General features: G+C 45.1%; 16 protein-coding genes. 13 read left to right on the forward strand and 3 right to left on the reverse strand.

Going from position 1 to position 21,711, the window contains the following annotated elements; translation table 11 throughout:
* Positions 1-68 precede the first annotated feature (68 nt).
* The gene (locus tag CAL7507_RS28470; RefSeq protein WP_015131951.1) at positions 69-2,237 is read left to right on the forward strand and encodes a pectinesterase family protein; all 2,169 of its coding nucleotides are present in this window, start codon (positions 69-71) and stop codon (positions 2,235-2,237) included.
* 18 nt (positions 2,238-2,255) lie between these two features.
* The gene (locus CAL7507_RS28475; protein WP_015131952.1) at positions 2,256-3,359 is read left to right on the forward strand and encodes a hypothetical protein; all 1,104 of its coding nucleotides are present in this window, start codon (positions 2,256-2,258) and stop codon (positions 3,357-3,359) included.
* 367 nt (positions 3,360-3,726) lie between these two features.
* On the opposite strand, the gene CAL7507_RS28480 is transcribed toward CAL7507_RS28475, so the two are convergent.
* Positions 3,727-5,565, reverse strand: coding sequence for a penicillin-binding protein 2 (locus tag CAL7507_RS28480; RefSeq protein ID WP_015131953.1), 1,839 nt, complete (start codon positions 5,563-5,565; stop codon positions 3,727-3,729).
* 108 nt (positions 5,566-5,673) lie between these two features.
* Positions 5,674-6,348, reverse strand: a complete 675-nt coding sequence (locus CAL7507_RS28485) for a hypothetical protein (RefSeq protein ID WP_015131954.1) — start codon at positions 6,346-6,348, stop codon at positions 5,674-5,676.
* A gap of 378 nt (positions 6,349-6,726) precedes the next feature.
* Here CAL7507_RS28485 and CAL7507_RS28490 point away from each other — a divergent pair, with 378 nt between their 5' ends.
* The 11 genes from CAL7507_RS28490 to CAL7507_RS28535 all read left to right on the forward strand — a co-directional run bounded on the left by CAL7507_RS28490 (position 6,727) and on the right by CAL7507_RS28535 (position 20,752).
* The gene (locus CAL7507_RS28490) at positions 6,727-6,942 is read left to right on the forward strand and encodes a hypothetical protein (protein ID WP_015131956.1); all 216 of its coding nucleotides are present in this window, start codon (positions 6,727-6,729) and stop codon (positions 6,940-6,942) included.
* 575 nt (positions 6,943-7,517) lie between these two features.
* Positions 7,518-8,189: a glutathione S-transferase family protein gene (locus tag CAL7507_RS28495; RefSeq protein WP_015131957.1), complete on the forward strand. Its 672-nt coding sequence runs from the start codon at positions 7,518-7,520 to the stop codon at positions 8,187-8,189.
* Between the two features lies 1 nt (position 8,190).
* A complete protein-coding gene (locus CAL7507_RS28500) occupies positions 8,191-8,523 on the forward strand; it encodes a hypothetical protein (RefSeq protein WP_015131958.1) in 333 nt (110 codons plus the stop codon).
* Positions 8,524-9,098: 575 nt separating this feature from the next.
* Positions 9,099-11,393: a 1,4-alpha-glucan branching enzyme gene (glgB, locus tag CAL7507_RS28505; protein ID WP_015131959.1), complete on the forward strand. Its 2,295-nt coding sequence runs from the start codon at positions 9,099-9,101 to the stop codon at positions 11,391-11,393.
* A gap of 496 nt (positions 11,394-11,889) precedes the next feature.
* The gene (locus tag CAL7507_RS32545; protein WP_160166373.1) at positions 11,890-12,033 is read left to right on the forward strand and encodes a hypothetical protein; all 144 of its coding nucleotides are present in this window, start codon (positions 11,890-11,892) and stop codon (positions 12,031-12,033) included.
* Positions 12,034-12,921: 888 nt separating this feature from the next.
* The gene (locus CAL7507_RS28510; protein WP_015131960.1) at positions 12,922-13,317 is read left to right on the forward strand and encodes a hypothetical protein; all 396 of its coding nucleotides are present in this window, start codon (positions 12,922-12,924) and stop codon (positions 13,315-13,317) included.
* 423 nt (positions 13,318-13,740) lie between these two features.
* Entirely contained in the window at positions 13,741-14,739 is a 999-nt protein-coding gene (locus tag CAL7507_RS28515; protein ID WP_015131961.1) for an aldo/keto reductase, read from the forward strand.
* 507 nt (positions 14,740-15,246) lie between these two features.
* Positions 15,247-16,611, forward strand: coding sequence for an LLM class flavin-dependent oxidoreductase (locus tag CAL7507_RS28520; protein WP_015131962.1), 1,365 nt, complete (start codon positions 15,247-15,249; stop codon positions 16,609-16,611).
* Between the two features lie 301 nt (positions 16,612-16,912).
* Positions 16,913-18,439 carry an amidohydrolase family protein gene (locus CAL7507_RS28525; protein ID WP_015131963.1) on the forward strand — a complete coding sequence of 509 codons (1,527 nt, stop codon included), beginning with the start codon at positions 16,913-16,915 and terminating at the stop codon, positions 18,437-18,439.
* 100 nt (positions 18,440-18,539) lie between these two features.
* The gene (locus CAL7507_RS28530; RefSeq protein WP_042341656.1) at positions 18,540-19,982 is read left to right on the forward strand and encodes a SidA/IucD/PvdA family monooxygenase; all 1,443 of its coding nucleotides are present in this window, start codon (positions 18,540-18,542) and stop codon (positions 19,980-19,982) included.
* Between the two features lie 116 nt (positions 19,983-20,098).
* Positions 20,099-20,752 carry a dienelactone hydrolase family protein gene (locus CAL7507_RS28535; protein ID WP_015131965.1) on the forward strand — a complete coding sequence of 218 codons (654 nt, stop codon included), beginning with the start codon at positions 20,099-20,101 and terminating at the stop codon, positions 20,750-20,752.
* Between the two features lie 144 nt (positions 20,753-20,896).
* Here CAL7507_RS28535 and CAL7507_RS28540 read toward each other — a convergent pair whose 3' ends face one another.
* The gene (locus tag CAL7507_RS28540) at positions 20,897-21,685 is read right to left on the reverse strand and encodes a sulfite exporter TauE/SafE family protein (protein WP_015131966.1); all 789 of its coding nucleotides are present in this window, start codon (positions 21,683-21,685) and stop codon (positions 20,897-20,899) included.
* Positions 21,686-21,711: the final 26 nt, after the last annotated feature.

A 21,711-nucleotide genomic window follows, 5' to 3' on the forward strand; every position in this document is an offset into this window, starting at 1 on the left:
ATAATTTCAGCTTGTGAAACACATGAATAAAGGTAAACTATGAGATAAAACTGTTACCATCTGACACGATGAGCCTCTGCATCAATTCTCACTGTCCAAACCCACAAAATCGTGATGATGAACTCTTTTGTCTAAGTTGTGGTTCAGAATTGCTGCTGCAAGGGCGCTACCGCGTGATGCATCAGTTAGGGGGTGGTGGCTTTGGTTTGACATTTGAGATTATAGAAGTCCGAAATAAAACGCCCAAAGTTCTCAAAGTCCTGATTAATAATCAGCTCAAAGCAGTCGAGCTATTTCAGCAAGAAGCAGAAGTACTGAGTCAGCTACACCATCCCGGCATTCCCAAAGTAGAGCGTGACGGGTACTTTACATATTTTCCCAGAAATAGCCAAAATCCCATCCATTGTCTGGTGATGGAAAAGATTGTCGGGATGGACTTACAAAAATGGATGGAAAATCGCGATTTGCGTCCCATCGACCAAACTTTGGCTATTCAATGGCTGCATGAATTAGTCGTAATTCTACAACAAGTACACAGTCAGAACTTCTTCCATCGGGATATCAAGCCGCCTAACATTATGCTCAGGGCTACAGGCGAACTAGCACTGATTGACTTTGGCACAGCACGGCAAGTTACACAAACCTACTGGTTAGCACAAGCACAAGGCCAAGTCACAGGAATTATTTCGTCAGGTTACACCCCAGCAGAACAAATGAACGGTCAGGCGATCCCGCAGTCAGATTTTTTTGCTTTAGCGCGCACGTTTGTTTATCTACTCACAGGCAAACAACCGACTGATTCCACAATTTATAATTCTTACAGTGATGAAATAAATTGGCGGAATTATGCTAACAATATTTCTCCCCAGTTAGCAAATTTGATTGACCAAATGATGGCGCGTGTACCTAGTCAGCGACCAGCCAACACCCAGACGATTTTGCAACAGTTGGTAGATATTCAAAGAGGTTCGCCACCGCCACCACCGCCACCACCGCCACCGCCACCACCACCGGACTTGACAAGGCGACGATTTGCCAAATTATTAGGCTTTGGTGGTTTAGGACTGGCTGTCCCAGTAATTTTATATACACTTATTCCCAAATCTAAATCGACTGTAGTTGTATCCAGTAGCGGCTCAGGTGACTATAAAACTATTAGTGAGGCGATTAAAAATGCTCAACTAAATGCACGTATTCTAGTGCGTCCAGGTATTTACCAAGAAAGTCTAATTGTCAACAAGTCACTCAAGCTAATTGGTGATGGGCCAAAGGCACAAATTGTCATTCAGAGTACAGACTCAAATTGCATTGTGCTGCAAACAGACAATGCCGAGATTAGAGGTTTAACCCTGCGTGGTCTAGCAGGACAGAAGAACAAAAAATTCTTTGCTGTAGATATTTTACAAGGGCGTCCAGTTTTAGCAGATTGCGATATCACTTCTGATTCACTGGCTTGTGTAGCCGTTCACGGTACTTCAGCCAACCCGATCATCCAACAATGCCAAGTCCATGACGGAAAAACAGGTGGTATTTATATATACGACAATGCCCAAGCCACATTAGAAGAATGTGATGTCTATGGAAATACTTTAGTGAATGTCGAAATCAAGGGTAGTAGCAATGTCATGCTCAAAAACTGCAAAATTCACGATGGCAAAGATGGAGGTCTTGTTTTTCATGTAAATGCTCAAGGAACAGCTGAAGATTGTGACATTTTTGGGAATGCTTTAGTGAATGTAGAAATCAGGGATAACAGCAAACCCACTATTGAACGATGTAAAATCTATGATGGCAAACAGGCCGGTCTTGCTGTTGTCCAGAACAGTCAAGGAATAGTGAAAGATTGTGATATTTACAACAATACCTATTCGGGAATAGAGATTAGAGAAGGTAGCAACCCCCTCATTCAACGTTGTCAAATTCACGACGGAAAAGAGGGCGGGTTGTTGATTCAAAAGAAGGCTCAGGGAACAGTAGAAAATTGTAATATCTTTAGTAATGCTTTATCAGGAGTAGAAATTAGGGAGAGTAGTAACCCTATTATCCGGCAGTGTAATATTAATAAAAATAAATACAATGCTGTGTATGTGCATGATCAGGGTGGAGGTACGATTGAAAACTGCGATTTGACAGGTAACGATCGCAGTGCCTTTTTCATCGATACTACTTCTAAGATTCAGAACATCGCCAATAAAATTGATACTACTCCTCTAGCTACTCCTACTAAAAAACCCTAAGTAATTAAAGCATCAATAATGTTTTTCTTTGGTATTGAGCATGAAGTTGCTTTCCTCAACCAGGAAGGAAAGTTTGCTGATTTTTCCCGCACGAAATTTGCTGATTTCAATCAGATTATTGAAAAGTTACCTACATACCCCAGCGACTATCCTCAACTACGCGTCGGTGATGCTGGTATTAAACAAAAAAGGTGGTACATTGAAGGCTTTGAAAGGTTTGCAGATTCCGATGAAGTTATCGACTGTTTGCCTAAAGGTATAGAAATTAGAACAACAATACATTCTGATATTCAAGGTGCGCTAACTGAATTATCAGCAAGTTTTCAATTACTCCGTGAAGTTGCGGCTAAATTTGGTTTTTCACCAGTCTTGATTAGTTTTAATCCTGATAATCGAGTTTTTGAGCCGCAACCACCATTAAACGATTATGAAATCCGTTATCTACAGGGTTATCCTGACGAACAAACTGCCAACATTTATATGGTGACTTATGGGCCAGACTTAAATATTTCCGTGGCAAATTTATCTACAGAACGTTTGATTGACATTGGTAGGAAGTTAACTTATTACAGTCCTTATATTGTTCCTTTTAGTTATAGTTCTCCTTTTTATGATGGTGGTTTATGGCCAGGACTTTCGGTAAGGACATTTGTGAGAACTGGTAAAAGGCCAGCAGCGATCGTTTTTGTGGAAAAAGCAGAACAATTAATTGCCAGTGTCCCTTCTTTGACGAAAGTAGCACGTATCCCTGCTGAAGTTGGGCGGATTGAATTTAAAGCCTTTGATAGTTGTGATGATTTTTCTATTTATGCCGCATTGTTGGCATTATTAAAAGGTCTGATATTAGACGAAACTTTACCCGGTAGAGCAACTGTACCTGATGCAGCTTTGCATCAACTCTCAGCTAAAGCAGGATTTAGTAACGAAGATATTTTTCTGAATGCAACAAAGGTTTTGCAAGCCGCAGAATTTGCCCTCAAAGATGATCCAGACATTAATTATTTGAAACTGCTAAAAACACTGCTAGCAGACGGGAAAACAAAATCTCATGAACTGATTGAGATTTACCAGCGATTAGGTTCTATTGCAGCAGTGCTAAAACAAACTTATTCTGAAGTCTAAAGTCTAATACCGTTTTTTTGTGAAGCTGCATATAATTCACCCCCCGGCTATCGCCGTCCTGCCTTGGCAAGGGGGGACTACAGGCAGGGCTGTTTCATTCGATAACTTAGATGTTTTGTCAAGAGTATGAGTCAGAAATTTGCTTGATTTGGTCATCGAAAAGCTACCACCTCAACGAGTAAATTTCAGTGCTAACGCGATTTTCTTGCCCAATCAGATTTTTTAGTCACCTGACTTTTTTGCTTGAAACGCTTGTAAATCAGAGCCTTTTAGGGAATGAAACAGCCCTGGGACTACAGGGGGGTATTATTATGTGCATCTTCATACATAATTGGTATAAAGTCTGACAAATGACAAATGACAAATCTTAAGGCTTAGGTGTTTCTGGTGCTAGATTTACTGGTTGACTGGGTGGAATTTGTTCAATGGGAATCAATGCTTCCATAACAGTTTTCACAATTGGTGCAGCGACAGTAGAACCATAAGCATTTTCTCCTTTTGGTTCATCCACCAATGCCAAAACAACATAGCGTGGGGATTCCACAGGTAAAATCCCCACGAAGCTGGTGATTCTAGCACCAACTTTGTAACCACCTGTGCTGCTAGCTTTTTGTGCTGTCCCGGTTTTACCAGCGATGCGATAGCCGGGGATTTGTGCCACCTTGCCAGTACCTTCCGAAACAACGGTTTCCATCATTTCTACAACCCGTTGAGTTGTAGCGGTAGAGAAAATTTGACGTGGCGCGGGGTATTTGGGTGAATGATGCATCTGCCCTTTGCTATCGATCAATCCTCGGACAACATGAGGTGTAACCAATTTGCCACCATTGGCTAAGGCACCATGCATTTGCACCAGTTGTAGAGGTGTGAGAGAAAAACCTTGACCAAAGGAGGTAGTTGCTGGTTCAATTGGCGAGGAAATAAATTCTTCTTGACTTTTGAGGCGACTACTGACTTCAAAAGGTAAATCTGTATCGACGGTTTGTCCTATTCCCAGGCGTTCTAACCAGTTGTAGTAGATATTAGGCCGCAATCGTTGGATGATTTGTACCATACCAATATTGCTAGAGTGTTGCAGAATTTGAGCGATGCTGATCTGTCCATAACGATTTTTTTCAGCATTTTTGATAGTGCGATCGCCTACTTGAATAAAACCAGGGTCATTAAAAACATCATCTGGTTTGATGACACCATTTTCTAGAGCGATCGCCACATTTAACGGCTTGAAGGTTGATCCCGGTTCATACAAATCAGCTACCGTCCAGTTTTTAAACAGTTCGATTTTAGCTTTCGAGTATTCATTCGGATTATAAGTAGGTTGAGAAACCAGCGCCAGTATCGAGCCATCCGCCGCATCCATCACAATTACCGCCCCACGATGGGCATCAAACTTTTGCATTTGTTGCTTCAATGCAGAACGGGCAACCCGTTGCAGGCGGCTATCGATAGTTAATTGCAGTTGCAAGTCATCAAAAGATAAAAACCCTTCTGGCGCATTAGCCGACATGAATGCCCCATTACCAGATCGACTTAACTTCACCTTTTGTCCAACACGTTCTAGCCACTTCTCTTGGCTATATTCCACACCAGCCTGACCACGACGGTCAAGATTCACATAGCCCACCACATCAGCAACTAAATCATCTTGCGGATAAAAACGCGCATATTTTTGAATAAATTCTAAGCCATTTAAATGCAACGAAATTAGGCGATCGGCTATTTCTTCTGGTAGCGCAGCAGTCAGTGTAATACCAGTTTTTCTACTTTGAAACGTTTTCAGCAACTCAGCTGAGTCTTGGTTCAAAATTGGCGCAAGTCGCCGCGCCATATCCTCATTTGAATTTTCAAACAGCTTGGGATGGGCGTAGACAGTATACACAGGGCGGTCAACTGCCAATACATTATTATTTCGATCCAGCACTGGGCGACGAGGTCTAAAAGGGCGCAAATTTACCATTTGCTGATTTCGTGCCCTCTCCTTTAACTTTGGCCCCCGGACAATTTGCAGCTGATATAAATTGACCGCCAACCCCAATCCCGCAGCCATTAATACCCCCCAAACAATAAATAGCCTAGCTTTAATATTCAGTATTTGGTCTTGACTATTCACATCCGGTGTTTCCGCTAGCCCTCGCTTGTCACCCTTCCGTTGCTTAATCAATTCTGAATGTCGAGAATTTTTGAATTTTCTTGCCGACTTCTGCATTACCACTTCCTAATATCAGTTGTCATAGCTTGGGTAGTGGAGGGGGCAGGGGGCAGGGGGCAGCAAAATAACCTATTGCCTATTACCTATTGCCTATTGCCCCAGTCCCTAATATCCCAGTCTTGGAGAGATTGGTTCCTGGACTTCAGACTTTGGTGTTGTACTAGGGGATACCGAGTTAGAATTACGGTCCGCAGGTGATAAGAAAATCGTCTTCGCGGGAGTTGGCGATTCTAGACCTGCTGTTGGTTGTTCTGCATCCTCAGCCATTTTGTGCTTGAGCGCCGCGTTAGTTGTGGTTAACTGTCGCTCTTGACGTTGTAAATTTTGCACTCGGCGGTATCCCTGACCCCACAGTTCTTGGGAATATACAGTCCAACCATAAACTACTAACGTTATTGCCACCAACACAAACGCTGTCACCGAAGAATAACGATGTAAGGTGTAGAAACGCAGCAACCACATTGGTGCTGCTCCCGAACTAGGCATCATAGGTAAATTGAGAAATCCCAACTTCGGACTCTTCGATGCTGCACTTGACTGCTCTTTGACACTGGAAACAGAGGTGGACATGCTAGCCTGATTTGTGGCAGAAATAGATAAATTTTTTGAGGAACGCCGTTGTCTTTTAGAGGGTACTGGTGATGGTTCTGTAGACAGTGTAGATGCTCTTTGGGTCGCTGACATGAGACGCGTTGAGCGTCCTTTATCCAGAGATAAGGTAGAATCTCGCCGGAACCAAGTACCCTTCGCAGAAACAGCTGATTTGCGAGCAACAGCCATAGCTTTTTTTAGATAGGAAAAACTGTATTTTAGGTTATTTATTTGTTTTTGTTGATGATTCAGACCTCACCTGAAGAGGAACTGCGTGAAATGAAACAGGCAATTGGTTCTTCTCCCTTGCCTCTTTTTCAACCCCTAGCATGGCATCTAAAAGTATGACAATACAGAGTAGCAAGCGGCAAGATTCAGCAAACAACAATAATTTTTGGTTATATTCACGGTTAAGGGAGGCTACATGATATCCTACGCCGACAAAAAATACTGGTAAGCATTATGTTTAAGTATGTAATTTGAAAGCATTTAAAAAAAAGCAACAAATAAGGTATCGTATTCTTCAGGCGAAATGTTGTTCTTGCCACAATTGGTGAAAGAGGAGTTATGAAAACAAGAATCTTTGGTTTGGCTGTGATTTTAAGTATGGCTACACTTCTAGGAGCCTGTGAAGGTGGCGGTGAACCTGGTGGTACTGGCGGCGCAACCAGCAGTCCTGCCGCTACAGGTGAGCCAACTGATGCTGGGTCTCCTGCTGCTACTACTGCACCTACACCTGCTACATCTGCTAGCCCCGCTGCTACTCCCACTAAAAAACCTTAGATAGTCTCAATTACGGACTAAACAGGTTATGGCAGCGCTCCTGATTTACACCCTTAAAACCTGATTAAACAGGAGCGAAAGTCCTAGTGAAATCATGTCGAGGGATGAAAGCCAAGAGATGGCTTAAACGTAACGAAAGTAGGGCAGAGTAATCATAAAGGACACTGGTGAGGATGGTTAGCACCGCCACCAAGTGTCCTTCTCGTTTTGGTAAATTAAAATAGCTTTTTTTAAGCCTGAGCAATGCTGATTCCAGTAGTTTACGCCTTCATGGGTAAATTGCTATAGCAATTCTCAGACGAATCCAATACACCCAATTTACAGGAGCCAGGAGCCAAAATATTTAACCCTGAGCAAATTCGAGGCTTTAATTCTCCTGAATTCTGGCTCCGCTAAAGGTGTATCGCACTTGACTAACAACCCCTAGATAAAAATTCAGTATTTGATCAGGGGCAGGGGAAAAGGTACAAACGAAGTAGAATTGTGGGCGAAAGCACCCCTGCTCCCCGCTCCCGTTCGGCTGACGCTCACGGCAAAGCCTGCTCCCCTGCTTTTCATAGGGCGTTTCAAAAGTTATGTTGCTACTGCAATTTAGTACATCCCACTATTGTCGCAAAGCCCGTCTGGCTTTGGGATATAAGAAAATTAAATATCAGGTCGAAAATCTGACTCCTGGCTTACATATTTTCAAAGTGAAGCCTCTGACTGGTTTGACAACAGTACCAGTTTTGCTGCCACAAATTGCTGGACAGCCAGAAGCGATCGCTGACTCAACACAAATTTTCAAATTTCTCGAAAACTACCAACCACAACCGACGCTATTTTTACCTGATCATGAACAGCAAACCACCGCCTGGATGCTTGAAGATTGGCTAGATGAAAGCATCGGCACAGCAACGCGATTTGTCTACTATCAGTATCGTGCTGGTGAAGGTAAACAAATTAACCCATCATTAGCTAGTCAGGCAGTGATCGCAGTGGTACGCAAACAATATAAAATTAATGAAGCTAGTGTAAAATTAGCTACAAATAGACTAGTTACAGCCTTGGAAGTATTATCTATCCGGTGGCAAAAGAGTGATTATTTGGTAGGTAATCAGCTAAGTGTGGCAGATATTGCCGCAGCTGCCTTACTCAGCCCACTAGCACTAATTCCTCAGTACCGTCAGGGTTATCCTTGGCTATTTGAACGCATTGTGCAAATCCATCAACTGTGTGACGAAACACTACCACCAGGATTAGCTTGAGATGGGGAGAGTAATCAAAAGAAAGCCTATATTGCTTGCTGTTTTCAGCCTCAGTCTTGTGACGCTAGTGGGATTATGTAGCGACTGGGGAACTACTGTAAATGCATTACCACCACCAGAAGATATACCAGAAGAGATATTGCGGACAGAGATAATTCTAGAAGCGCGATCGCCTATTGATGGCAAACCTCTAACCGCAGCAGAATACGCCCAACTGCAAGAGCAATTACAAACCAGCCCTCCACCACAGTTGAATTCCAACTTGCGACAAACTGTTTACCTGATCCGGTTACGTAAGACCTTTCTACAGCTGTTTCCGTTTTTGAATTTTTGAAGGATTAGTCGGGAGTGGGGAGTCAGAAGTGGGGAATTAGGAGTGGGGAGTTAGGAGTCAGGAGTGGGGAGTCAGGAGTGGGGAGTCAAGGCTTATTAATTATTCTCCTTTATCCCCCTGCCCCCTGCCCCTGCCCCCTGCTCCCCTTGGACTGAGCGTAGTCGAAGTCTGTCCCCTGCCCATCGCTCCTGAAGAGTGAGCCATTCTGATGTACGATAACGGTGACGACAAAATTGCAAATAAATGTAAAGAATATATATAAACCACATCTATTTTGAGAACCATAGTTTTCCAAAGTAGTGGGAGCATCTTGCTCCCGAATGGTAGTAGCGGGCAAGATGCCCGCACTACTCCAGGTTTCAAAATCGACAAGGTTTAAATATAAAAACAACGTCAGTTACGCAAGTTTAAGCATGAGGGCTGGTAATGGGGACTGGGGACTGGGGACTAGCAGGGAGCAGGGGGGAGTAAATTCTTGCCTATTGCCTTCTTGACCCTTGACAAATGACCAAACTAGCAAATTGGTTTAGAAAAGTAAATTTAATCAATCACTTTATTTCACGTAGGTAGCTTCAATGTCCATGACCACGATCGCTCCTGAACTGGTTAACCGTATCGTCTGGAATCAACATCAAGATCCCTTTGAAGTACTGGGTTCTCATCTTGTAGAACTGAATGGCAAAAAAGTATGGGCTGTGAGAGCTTACCTACCAAACGCCAGTGCAGCTTGGGTAGTTCTTCCTCAAGAACGGAAAGAATATGCGATGGAAACAGTGCATCATCCCAACTTTTTTGAATGCATTATTGAAACAGCAGAACTGACAAATTATCAGTTACGGATTAAAGAAGGCGAACACGAGCGCGTCACTTACGATCCCTACGCCTTCCGTTCTCCCAACCTGACTGACTTTGACTTACATTTGTTTGGTGAAGGCAATCATCACCGACTTTACGAGAAATTGGGAGCGCACCCCACAGACGTAGATGGTGTAAAGGGTGTTTATTTTGCTGTTTGGGCACCCAACGCCCGCAATGTTTCCTTACTAGGAGACTTTAACAACTGGGATGGGCGACAACACCAAATGCGTAAAGGTGCCACCGGCGTTTGGGAATTGTTCATCCCCGAAGTGGGCGTGGGAGAGCATTACAAATATGAAATAAAAAATTTTGAAGGACACATTTACGAAAAATCCGATCCTTTTGGTTTTCAGCAGGAACCCCGCCCCAAAACAGCATCAATTGTTACTGATTTAAATACCTACAAATGGAGTGATGAAGACTGGTTAGAAAAGCGCCGTCACACTGACCCCCTCACCCAACCAGTGTCAGTTTATGAAGTACATTTAGGCTCTTGGTTACACGCATCTAGTGACGAACCTGCTAAATTACCCAATGGTGAAACTGAGGCCGTAGTTACGGTTTCTGAACTGAATCCAGGCGCACGCTTCCTCACCTACCGGGAATTGGCAGAAAGACTAATTCCCTACGTCAAAGAATTAGGTTATACCCATTTGGAACTGTTGCCCATTGCAGAGCATCCCTTTGATGGCTCTTGGGGTTATCAAGTTACTGGTTACTATGCTCCCACCTCCCGTTTTGGTACCGCCGAGGATTTCATGTATTTTGTTGACCAATGTCACAAAAATGATATCGGCGTGATTGTGGATTGGGTTCCTGGACACTTCCCCAAAGATGGACATGGTTTAGCTTTCTTTGATGGTAGTCACTTGTATGAACATGCTGATCCCCGCAAAGGTGAACACAAGGAATGGGGGACTTTAGTATTCAACTATTCCCGCCATGAAGTGCGTAATTTCTTAGTAGCAAATGCGCTGTTCTGGTTTGACAAGTACCACATTGATGGAATTCGCGTTGACGCTGTAGCCTCAATGATCTACAACGACTATTGTCGTAAAGAAGGGGAATGGCTACCCAATCAGTACGGTGGTAGAGAAAACCTAGATGCTGCGGACTTCTTACGTCAAGTAAATTCTCTGATTTTTAGCTATTTTCCTGGCGCGCTCTCCATTGCGGAGGAATCCACTTCCTGGCCGATGGTTTCTTGGCCTACCTACACAGGCGGCTTGGGCTTTAACTTGAAGTGGAATATGGGCTGGATGCACGATATGCTGGACTACTTCAGCATGGACCCCTGGTTCCGCCAGTTTCACCAAAACAACATCACTTTTAGCATGTGGTACAACCACAGTGAGAACTTCATGCTGGCTCTGTCCCACGATGAGGTGGTGCATGGTAAGAGTAATATCATCGGCAAAATGCCGGGGGATAGATGGCAGAAGTTAGCTAATGTGCGTTGTTTGTTTTCTTATATGTTTGCTCACCCAGGCAAGAAAACCATGTTTATGAGCATGGAATTTGGTCAGTGGAGTGAGTGGAATGTCTGGGCTGATTTGGAATGGCATCTATTCCAGTATGAACCACACCAACAGTTAAAGCAGTTTTTCCAGGATTTAAACCATCTCTACCGCTCCGAGCCTACTTTGTATACACAGGACTTTGCTCAGGAAGGGTTTGAGTGGATTGATTGTAGCGACAATCGCCACAGTGTGGTTTCGTTTATTCGCCGCGATCGCTATTCTGATGATTTTGCGATCGTCGTTTGTAACTTCACACCCCAACCCCATTCACATTATCGCATCGGTGTACCAGAGGAAGGTTTTTATACAGAATTGTTCAATAGCGATGCCCGCAAATATGGCGGTAGCAATATGGGCAACTTAGGCGGTAAGTGGACAGATCAATGGTCGTTGCACAATCGTCCCTATTCGCTGGATTTGTGTCTACCACCTTTGGGTGTGTTGGTTCTCAAGTTGGATAAAGTGAAGACAGCAGAGGTAATCAAGTCTTAAATCTGATGACTGATGACTGAATTTAACCCCTAACAGAACCCCAGTTTATTGAGTAAACTGGGGTTTCAGTATAGCGTTTCCCAATAAGCGTGTACACCTGTAGGGGCACAGCACTGCCGTGTCCTATTGTGTATTGCATCCAAATGATAACCGCTGTATTAAGTCGTTAATTCATCAATGCAGCAAGCAAAGTTCTAACCACGACTTCCAATTCTTCAGTCACTCGATAAAGGTTAATTGCTTGTTCAATGCTTTTTGAATGCAGCGTAGCGGAATGAAACATCTGGGTATGTGCCCCAAACCCTAGATTCTACCCTTCTCCTGCGGAGACGCCACCACGAACGGGAAGCCACTTCGTTCCAGTCAGAATGACAAAATTATACTTTCTTGGACTTTTCAAACATCCTCTTAGCCAAACTCAGAGAAATTCAAAGTGGCGACATGACAACATGAAAAATAACGCACGATCAGAACCAAGATTTTTGGTGCGTTAAGAATGAAGTTGCTGTCCTTACGACAAGAGTTGCTGTCCTTACGACAAGAGTTGCTGTCCTTACGACAAGAGTTGCTGTCCTTACGACAAGAGTTGCTGTCCTTACGACAGGAGTTGCTGTCCTTACGACGAGATATATTGATCTAACGACAAGGTCATTTGACGATTTTGCTCTTAAGTGAAATCGGCGGTTAGAAACCGCGTCTACACAGGCAAAACCTAGTGGTTTGTCAATTTTGTTTTGAGGGGTTTTTGGTAGTGCGGGCCGAAAAGCCCGCGTGAGCGAGACGCTCACACTACAGTCCCTCATTTCAACCCTGACAGACTACTAGGGTGTTGACTCTGTGCCTTTTTAGGTGGTAAAAATTCATGCAAAATTTGTGTAGTCATTGCTTCGCTCCGCTCGCAATGACAGAAGAGAGATTTTACACGCGCACAAAAATAGCATGAACCAAAAACAAGTAAATTTCATCAAAGTCAACAGCCTAGGCAAAACCCACGGAGGTGGGTTATAAACCCTTAATTTTGCGTTATTCCGCCTCCGCGGACTTGGTTTGTATAGCCGCGAATTCTATTCGCCCTGGCTCTAAGTTGACACGCATGGGCAGTGCCGTGACCCTACACGCGACGATATAATTTTGTATTGCATCCAACTGAGAACCGCTATAAAGTACCAGTAAACCGAGTTTCGACATTTCTCTATGAGAGGTTGCGCGTAGCTTGCTTCCCTAGAGGGATACGACAGGCTCAGTGCATCGCTGCGCTATTTTCACGCAAGACCCTTACTGATACTAATTCACTACTATGTTATATAAATTACTATCACCGTCAAGCCATAAAAATAAAAGGTGGAGCCTCCCTATAGAAATTGGTTATTGAAGCTAGGGGGTAAATTTGCTGAAAATCTTTAAAAACGCACCTAAATTTGCTGAAAATCTTGTCAAAAAAAATACAATTATTTGCTAATTTTGCTGAACCGAAATGCAGTTTCCAGAGGACAAACTAGCTCTAGAAACCTGTTAGAGGAGTACATTTATGCCTCGTCAAAAACGCACACCCCGCATTCTCGAAAAAGCTGAATTAAGAGCCTCTGGCTTAAAAGCAATTGATTCCAGTATGGATTTTGGAGATAATCGCAACTTAGAAACTCTCACCCAAATAATTGGGCAATTACGCAGCAAGATTAATGCTTATAATACTGCTCTCACTGTGATTGACTCTTCTAAAACCGAGATTCAAGAATTAGAAAAAACTTTAGGTGATCTCACCGACAAAATGCTGATTGGAGTTGCGTTTAAATATGGCAAAGACAGCCGTGAATATGAGATGGCGGGTGGTGTTCGCAAAAGTGAACGCATCCGCAGAAGCTCAACCAGTCGCATAAAAAATGTTGCAGCAGAAACATCCCCTGAAACTCCTCAAACGGCGTAATTAATGAAGAGTGCTGAGTTCCGAGTGCTGAGTGCTGAGTTAAAAAGACCACCCACGTCCCTTGCGCGTCTCCGACAGGAGAGGGGTGGGGTATCAACCAACTCCTGTATTAAAAGATTCCGCTTAACATCGGGTGGGGCATTTACCAAGTGCAAAAGTACTGAGTACCCGTTAATTTACTCAGCACTCAGGACTCAGCACTCAGTACTGAGTATAGTAAACCCGGATCTGACTTGTGTGTACACCATAGTTGAGTGGAGCGGGATAGTCGCGATTAGGCATAGGCTAAACAGGTAACTTATTCCCCATCCCCCATACCCAAAAACTCCATCCACCAGAGGATGGAGTTTTTTATCTCAGTGCCTGATTGCAATAAAAAACTAAATCTCCTAGGGTAAATACATAACCCTTGGCAAGAGAATCATGACCACAGAAAATAGAATTGAGCCTCGCCAACTCGGCTCCATAGGCCCCTCTGTTTTTCCGCTGGCTCTGGGATGTATGGGCATGTCGGGTATGTATGGTGCGACAGACGACAATGAAAGTATTGCGACCATTCATGCAGCCCTCGAAACCGGTGTCACACTGTTAGATACTGGTGATTTCTATGGCAGTGGGCACAATGAGATACTGATTGGCCATGCGCTCAAAGACCGCCGAGATAAAGCTTTGCTCTCGGTGAAGTTTGGTGCTTTGCGTAGTCCTGATGGCGGATGGACTGGTTTTGATGGGCGTCCAGCAGCGGTGAAGAACTTTGTTGCTTATAGTCTTAACCGCCTGGGAGTAGATCATATTGATATTTACCGCCCTGCACGCTTAGATCCGCAGGTTCCCATTGAGGATACTATTGGGGCGATCGCTGATTTAATTAAAGCTGGCTATGTCCGATACATCGGGCTATCGGAGGTGGGCGTAGATACCATCCGTCGCGCCCACGCTGTCCACCCTATCAGTGATTTACAAATCGAATACTCTCTGATTAGCCGTAGTCCTGAAACCGAGATATTTCCCGTTCTGCAAGAACTTGGCATTGGCGTAACTGCTTATGGTGTGCTTTCACGAGGGCTATTGAGTGGTTCTATTCCATCTACTCAGGGTGATTTCCGTGCCAACTTACCACGCTTTAGTGGAGACAATCTGGCTCAGAATCAGCGCCTTGTGGAAGAGTTAAAGCAAATTGCACAAGAGAAAGGAGTTCGTCCTTCACAGTTAGCGATCGCTTGGGTACTCGCTAAAAGCAAAAATATTGTACCAGTCATCGGCGCACGCAAGCAGACTCAACTTGCCGAATCTCTGGCGGCTGTGAGTGTGAACCTCTCCCCAGCAGACTTGACTCGCATCGAAGAGGTAATTCCTCAAGATGCGATCGCTGGTAGCCGTTACGATCAACACCAGATGCAGATGCTGGACAGCGAAAAGTAATTAGTCTGATTTAACCCGTAATAGGTGAAAGCTGCCCAATAACCAGGGTGAGAAAAAGGTTTGGACTCTCGACAAAAAGATTCCAAATTTTTTTTTGCTTGATAAATCAATTTGCCGATTTAGCGCCAGCGCAAACAGTTAGTTTGCAATACTTAATATTAGAGAAACTAATTGTTAGTGTATCATGCAATTGTGGTTTGCAGCACATATTTTTTTGTCTATATTGTGTAAGCTCTATGTGCTGAGTAAGAATACTGCATAAATTTATGGATATTCGAGCGCCAAGCAGCAGTGTCGCTAGTTCTGCTTTGGTTAACCGATGGTTGCAGCAATAAAAAATTGGAGAATTTATTTTTTGGAGTTTCCCTAGTAAACCGAAAAGTTTTTTAGAAACCATACCATATCAGCATTTCAACCAACGATGTTCAGCGAAATTCAGGCGATCGCTATTCATCGACGTTGTGATACGGATTTTTACGTAGATTTCCGCAGACAAGAGAAAAGCATATGAGTCTAACACGCAAGTTTCGTTTAGGTGCATTTATTCAAGCTACCGGACATCATGTGTCTTCCTGGCGACACCCTGATTCACAAGCAGATGCTGGACTGAATTTCGAGCATTACAAAGAAATTACCCAAACAGCCCAACGCGGCTTATTAGATGCAGTTTTTCTAGCGGACAGCCCAGGAGTCTGGGGTGGCGCTCCAGAAACTCAATATCGGAATGGGAAAATTGCCCATTTCGAGCCTGTCACTCTCTTCTCAGCCTTGTCCTCTGTCACTGAAAATATCGGCTTCATAGCCACCGCCTCCACCACCTATGAAGACCCCTACACCCTGGCACGGAAGTTTGCCTCCCTGGACTATTTGAGCAAAGGTCGGGCTGGCTGGAATGTAGTCACCACAGGCAATGAGAATGTGGCTCAGAATTTTGGATACGACCAACACCCAGAACACAGCCAGCGTTATGAACGCGCTGAAGAGTTTGTGCAAGTGGTGCAAGGACTGTGGGATAGCTGGGAAGACGATGCCTTTATTCGTGATAAAGAATCTGGTGTTTATTTCGATCCCAACAAACTGCATACATTGAACCACAAGGGCAAACATTTTGCTGTTAAAGGCCCTTTGAATGTTGGGCGTCCACCCCAAGGCTACCCGGTAATTGTCCAGGCTGGAGCCTCCGAAGCCGGACGGGACTTGGCCGCGCGGACTGCGGAGGTAATTTTCACCGCCAATCAAACCCTAGCGGATGCCCAGGAATTTTATGCTGATATTAAAGGTAGGCTAGCGCAATATGGGCGATCGCCAGATGATCTCAAAATTATGCCTGGGGCTTTCCCCATCATTGGCCGCACCGAAGCAGAAGCTCAAGAAAAGTACGAATTTTTGCAATCGTTAATCCATCCCGATGTCGCCTGGGGCATTTTAAAGACTTATTACAAAGGTGTTGATCTGTCGAAATATTCCCTGGATGATGTAGCGCCTGAACTACCCAACGACACCAACGCTAACAAAAGTCGTCTCAAACTAGTTAGAGATTTAGCTACTCGTGGGACTCTCACACTGCGCCAGTTGTATCTGTCTCTGGCTACTGCAAGAGGTCATCGCACCATCCTTGGTACTCCCGAAACCATAGCCGATCAGTTAGAAGAATGGTTTAACAACGGTGCGGCTGATGGCTTTAATATTATGCCGCCAATCTTACCCACAGGGTTGGATGACTTCGTTAATTTGGTCGTTCCCGTCCTGCAAAAACGTGGATTGTTCCGGACTGAATACGAGGGTAGTACCTTGCGTGAAAACCTGGGTTTACGTCGTCCGGGTAATAGTTTTGCTGCCAAAAAAGTGAATGAGAAATTGGTCTTGGCGTAATTAGGTTTTTGCAAGATGGTTAAGCCACACCTTTTAAAACGTAGCTTCTGTAGATCCCCTCCCTACAGAACCTGAAAATCTGGCGGTGCTGATTGATGGGATGAATTTTGTCTCACGCATAGACGCGGAGCGGCTTCCCGCAGGGTAGGCGCAAAGACATAAAGAATCTACCTTTAGTCTTGGGTAAAAATCTCAATTCATCCCGCAAATATGCAACGCCAAAAATCTTTGTCATTTCGCATTTGTAAATACAAAAGACAAATGAGTGCTGGAAAAACCTCTAATTTTAAAGGAAAAAAACATGACTGAATATAGCCGCTTAAAGACCTCGCCCTCTGCTGCAATCAGAGCCACCCTGGATTATCCGGTAATTGACACTGACGTTCACACCAATGATTTCACCCCAGCTTTTGAGGATTACATTGCTAATTACGGCGGTGCAAAACTTGTAGACGAATTACGCAAAACAGAAGCTTCCCGCCTCAACTCTAAGACTGACGGTAAAGACTGGTATCAACAAACTCCTGAAGAACGTCAATACAACCGCACCATCCGCTCACCTTGGTGGGCGAGAGTCACCAAAAACACCCTAGATTTGGCAACTTACACCCTCCCTGCACTGTTATATGAGCGTCAGGCAGAGCAGGGATCAGACTATTCGGTGCTGTTTCCCAATAATGTCCTAGCACCTGCGGGAGCTAGTCCAGAGAACCGTCAAGCACTGCACCGTGCAGTCAACCACTATCATGCTGATATCTATCGTAAATATAGCGATCGCCTGACACCAGTGGCTGGCATCCCCTTAACTACTCCCCAAGAAGGCATTGAGGAGCTAGAATTTGCCGTGAATGTACTAGGTTTAAAAGTCATTAATATTACTGGTGGTGTGAAACGACCGATTAAGGCGATCGCTGACAAATATCCAGCAGATAAATTCCCCGAAATCGCCAAATATGCTTCCTATATCGACTTCTACGGACTAGATAGTGAATACGACTACGATCCCTTCTGGGCTAAAGTCGTCGAACTAGGTGTACCCGTTACTACCCATTACGGCAGTCAAGGTTGGACTGGACGCTCCTCCATCAGTAACTACATGAACAACCACATCGGTCACTTCGCCGATGGTTCCCAAGCATTTGCCAAAGCGTTGTTCTTTGGTGGTGTGACCAAGCGGTTCCCACAGTTGCGCGTTGGGATGCTCGAAGGTGGCGCAGATTGGGGCGCTCACGTCTACATTCACCTAGTGGATCGCTTCTCAAAACGCAATCTCAAGGGACTGCAAAACTACAACCCAGACCTGACGAACTCTGATGAGTTGTTCGAGTTGTTTGAGCGCTTCGGTGGGGATATTACTGAAGGATATTCCCTCACCAAAGAAGAATTGACCAAGAGCGTACTGGGTTCCTCCTTCAGCCGTCATAGCCGCTCACCAGTGGGTAAGGAATTAGAGGATTTTGCAGCAGCCGGCATTGAAACCATTGAAGACATCCGCGATCGCTGGGTGAACAGTTTCTTCTTTGGTTCCGAGTCCGACGATCGCACCATCGCCGCCGCCTTCAACGACAAAGCTAATCCCTTGGGCGTGAAAATCAACGCCATCTATTCCTCTGACGTTGGTCACTGGGATGTGCCCGATCTCACCTCCCCACTAGCTGAAAGCTGGGATCTCGTCAAAGAAGGCGTGATTTCCGAAGCCGACTTCAAGGCATACGTATTCGCTAACCCCTACAAGTTCTACACCGAAGCCAACCCCAATTTCTTCAAGGGTACAGCGATCGAATCTCAAGTAGCTCAAGTTGAATCCCCACAATTAGCAGTGGTATAGAAAGGGAGTGTGGGGAGATGGGGAGATGATAAAAAAGCTTCCCACCCTTCCATACTCCCTACACCTCCCACCCTCCCCCATGCCCCATTCCCCAAAAGATATGACAACAACGACTGACCCCGATTTCGGCGCTCGTGAGGCACTACGCCTCATTGGCCCTGACCCAGAGAACTGGGTGAGCGATCGCCCAGGCATAGACCACAACGTCACCATAGTGGGTGGTAGCGGCTCCGGTAGCGTTTTCGCATTTGCCCTACGACGCGCTGGCATCGGCCGCGTAAAGGTGATTGATGCGGCTGAGGACGAGTCCCATGCAGGCGTGTGGCTCAATCGAGCGCGGATGAACAAGCTACGCACACCGAAGAACCTTCCCGGCCCTGAACTAGGCATTCCAGAACTGTCTTTTCAAGCATGGTATGAGGCGCGTCACAGTGCTGAAGCCTACGCAGCGATCGACCGCATCCCCCGGTTGCTGTGGGCTGAGTACCTCAGTTGGTATAGGCATTTCCTGGGTATCCAGGTGCGTTACCAGACAAAGCTGGTGCGGGTTGAGCCAGTTGATGGTTTCTTTCGCTTGCACCTAGAGGTAAACGGTGTCCCACAGGTAGAGACTACACGCAAGATTATCTTTGCCAACGGTGTGGCTGGCACTGGTGGCCCCTACATACCGCCAGTACTAGCTGACTTATCGCGTACATTGTATGCACACACCGCCGATGCCATCGATTTTACAGCACTGCGCGGTAAGACTGTGGCAGTGCTGGGTGCAGCGGCTTCAGCTTTCGATGCCGCTGGGGTAGCACTAGAATCGGGAGCCAAGGCAGTACACCTGTTCGCACGGCGGCAGGCGATCGCATCTCTGCCTATAAATCGTGTGCGGGGTTATCCTGGTGCTTACAACAATTATCCCGAACTGCCTGATGCAGCCCGCTGGTTCCAAGCTTGGCGCTTTCGTCAAGTCGGTTCTACACCACCACCGGATGCAATTCAAAGGGTAGTCGCTTTCTCCAACTTCTACCTGCACCTGTCCGCAACCTGGAAAACAGCGCAGTCAAGGGGCGATCGCATAGTTGCCCAAGTGAACGATGATGTATTTGAATTTGATTTTGCGATCGCTGGTACTGGTTACTTTGTTGACCCCACAAAGCGCCCAGAACTAGCCGATTTTAATAAGCATATTGCACTGTGGCGCGATCGCTACCAGCCACCAGCCGACCAGCGTGACGACGATCTGGGAACACACCCCTATCTCGGTAGTGCCCACGAATACTTAGAAAAAGTACCTGGCACTGCACCCTACCTGAAGGACATTCACGTCTTCAACCCAGCAGGTTTCGTCAGCTTCGGCCTGCCAATCGGCGACGTACCCAGCATCCGCCGTGACGTACCTGCGATCGTATCGCGTATCAGCCATGACTTATTCTTCAGCGACTGGGAGCAGCACGAAGCCCGCATCACCAGCAACAAAATCGCCCCGGACTTTGAAGACTCACTGTACGCCGCCGCTGTTTGGCAACAACCCGCCAAAGTTGCAGTTAACTAAGTAAATGTTCGTAGTAATGACTGAAGTCCTTGATTTTTAAGCACTAAAGTGCTTACTACGAACTGCCATGACAGAAATACTTTCCTCCATACCCAAATCATTTAGGAGTCACAACTATGCCCGTCGAACATATCAGCAATGGTTCTTTACCTTATCTTTTCTCACCTGTCTCTGAAAATGCCAACCAATCGGCACCGCTCGTATTGTTTTTACATGGAGCGCGCGATCGCGGCACTGATCTAAATACACTACTGAAATGGGGTTTACCTCGTTTCGTGGACGCATCAGCCCCGTTACCTTACGTCTTTGCAGCCCCCCAGCTTCCTGAAGAACAAACCTGGGTAGAGCGCGAAGCAGATGTGATTGCGTTGCTAGATCATCTCATCGCTTCCCAGCCCATAGATCCATCGCGTGTAATTATATCTGGGTTCAGCTTAGGTACAGCTGGGGCTTGGCATATCGCCGCTTCCCATCCTGGGCACTTCGCTGGTTTGGTAGCCGTTTCCGGCCGTGTACCCAAGACATTAGAAGCAACCCAACTAGCTGCACTCAAAGAAATTCCCATCCAAATATTTCAAGGTGGCAAGGACGAAAAACTGCCGATTGAGGATACACAGCAAATTGTTGATACCTTGCGCGGATTAGGGGGAACAGTAGATTTTACTCTACTGCCTGATGGCGATCATTTTATTGCCGATGAAGTATACGGCGACCCGAAATTGCAACAATGGCTGGTTTCACAGAGCCGCCGCGCATCTGTAGCTGTCTAATCGATGTTTCAACGGGTCGCAGTGAGGAAGATTAGTATCAGATTGAAACAAACTGATGAAAATTTCCATTTCCAGGTTTGACCTGGAAATGTAGTCAAAACGACTGTGGTGCAATTCAGATGCCTTGGCTAGTTAATATTGCCATTATGTAGCTGGCTTGTGATTCGCTAATTTAAATGCTGACAACAATAGAATTACACCCAAGATTACATACAACCAAGAACTTGCTACATACCTTAAAAGGTTGCTGCCAATGAATGCTCCTAGTATTGAACCAGTTGCCATTGAAATAATAAACTTTTGCTCTGATTTTACTTCTTGCAGTCGTTGCTGACTTCTATATTTAAATAAACCCATGATGATTGTGGGAATGCTGATTGCAAGACTCAAACTTCCTGCCAATTTGATGTCAATTGCAAACACCATAATAATGGTAGGGATAATCAACTCACCACCTGCGACACCAAGCATACTGCTGAATATCCCAATGACAATTCCTGCTACAAAACCAATACCAATTCTTAGTAAGTTTGGCAGTTGCCAACTCTGAAAACTGAAAATGAGATTATGACCAATCAGTACAAAACTCAAGAAAAATAGAAACGCGACAACAACACGATTTAATGTTTTTTCGTTGATTCGGGTTGCATAGTTAACTCCAACATAAGAGCCAATAAGAGAGCCTGCCAGAATGTTAATGATTACTGTCAGGTTGTCCAAAACATTCTCCAAACCAATAATGCCACTGCGAAAAATGAATGAAAAGATTACACTAACGAGGCTCACAATGAGATTGATAATAATTGCCTGTAGAGTTCGATAGTTAAAAATGCTCACTAAAACTGGTAAGCGAAACTCTGCACCACCCAAACCAATTAGTCCGCCGAGAATTGCAACCAAAGCACCCCAAGCAAAAGCCCAAATATTTCGCATTTAAATCTCACACCTAACAAATGCAT

The sequence above is a fragment of the Calothrix sp. PCC 7507 genome (assembly GCF_000316575.1).
Taxonomy (GTDB): domain Bacteria; phylum Cyanobacteriota; class Cyanobacteriia; order Cyanobacteriales; family Nostocaceae; genus Fortiea.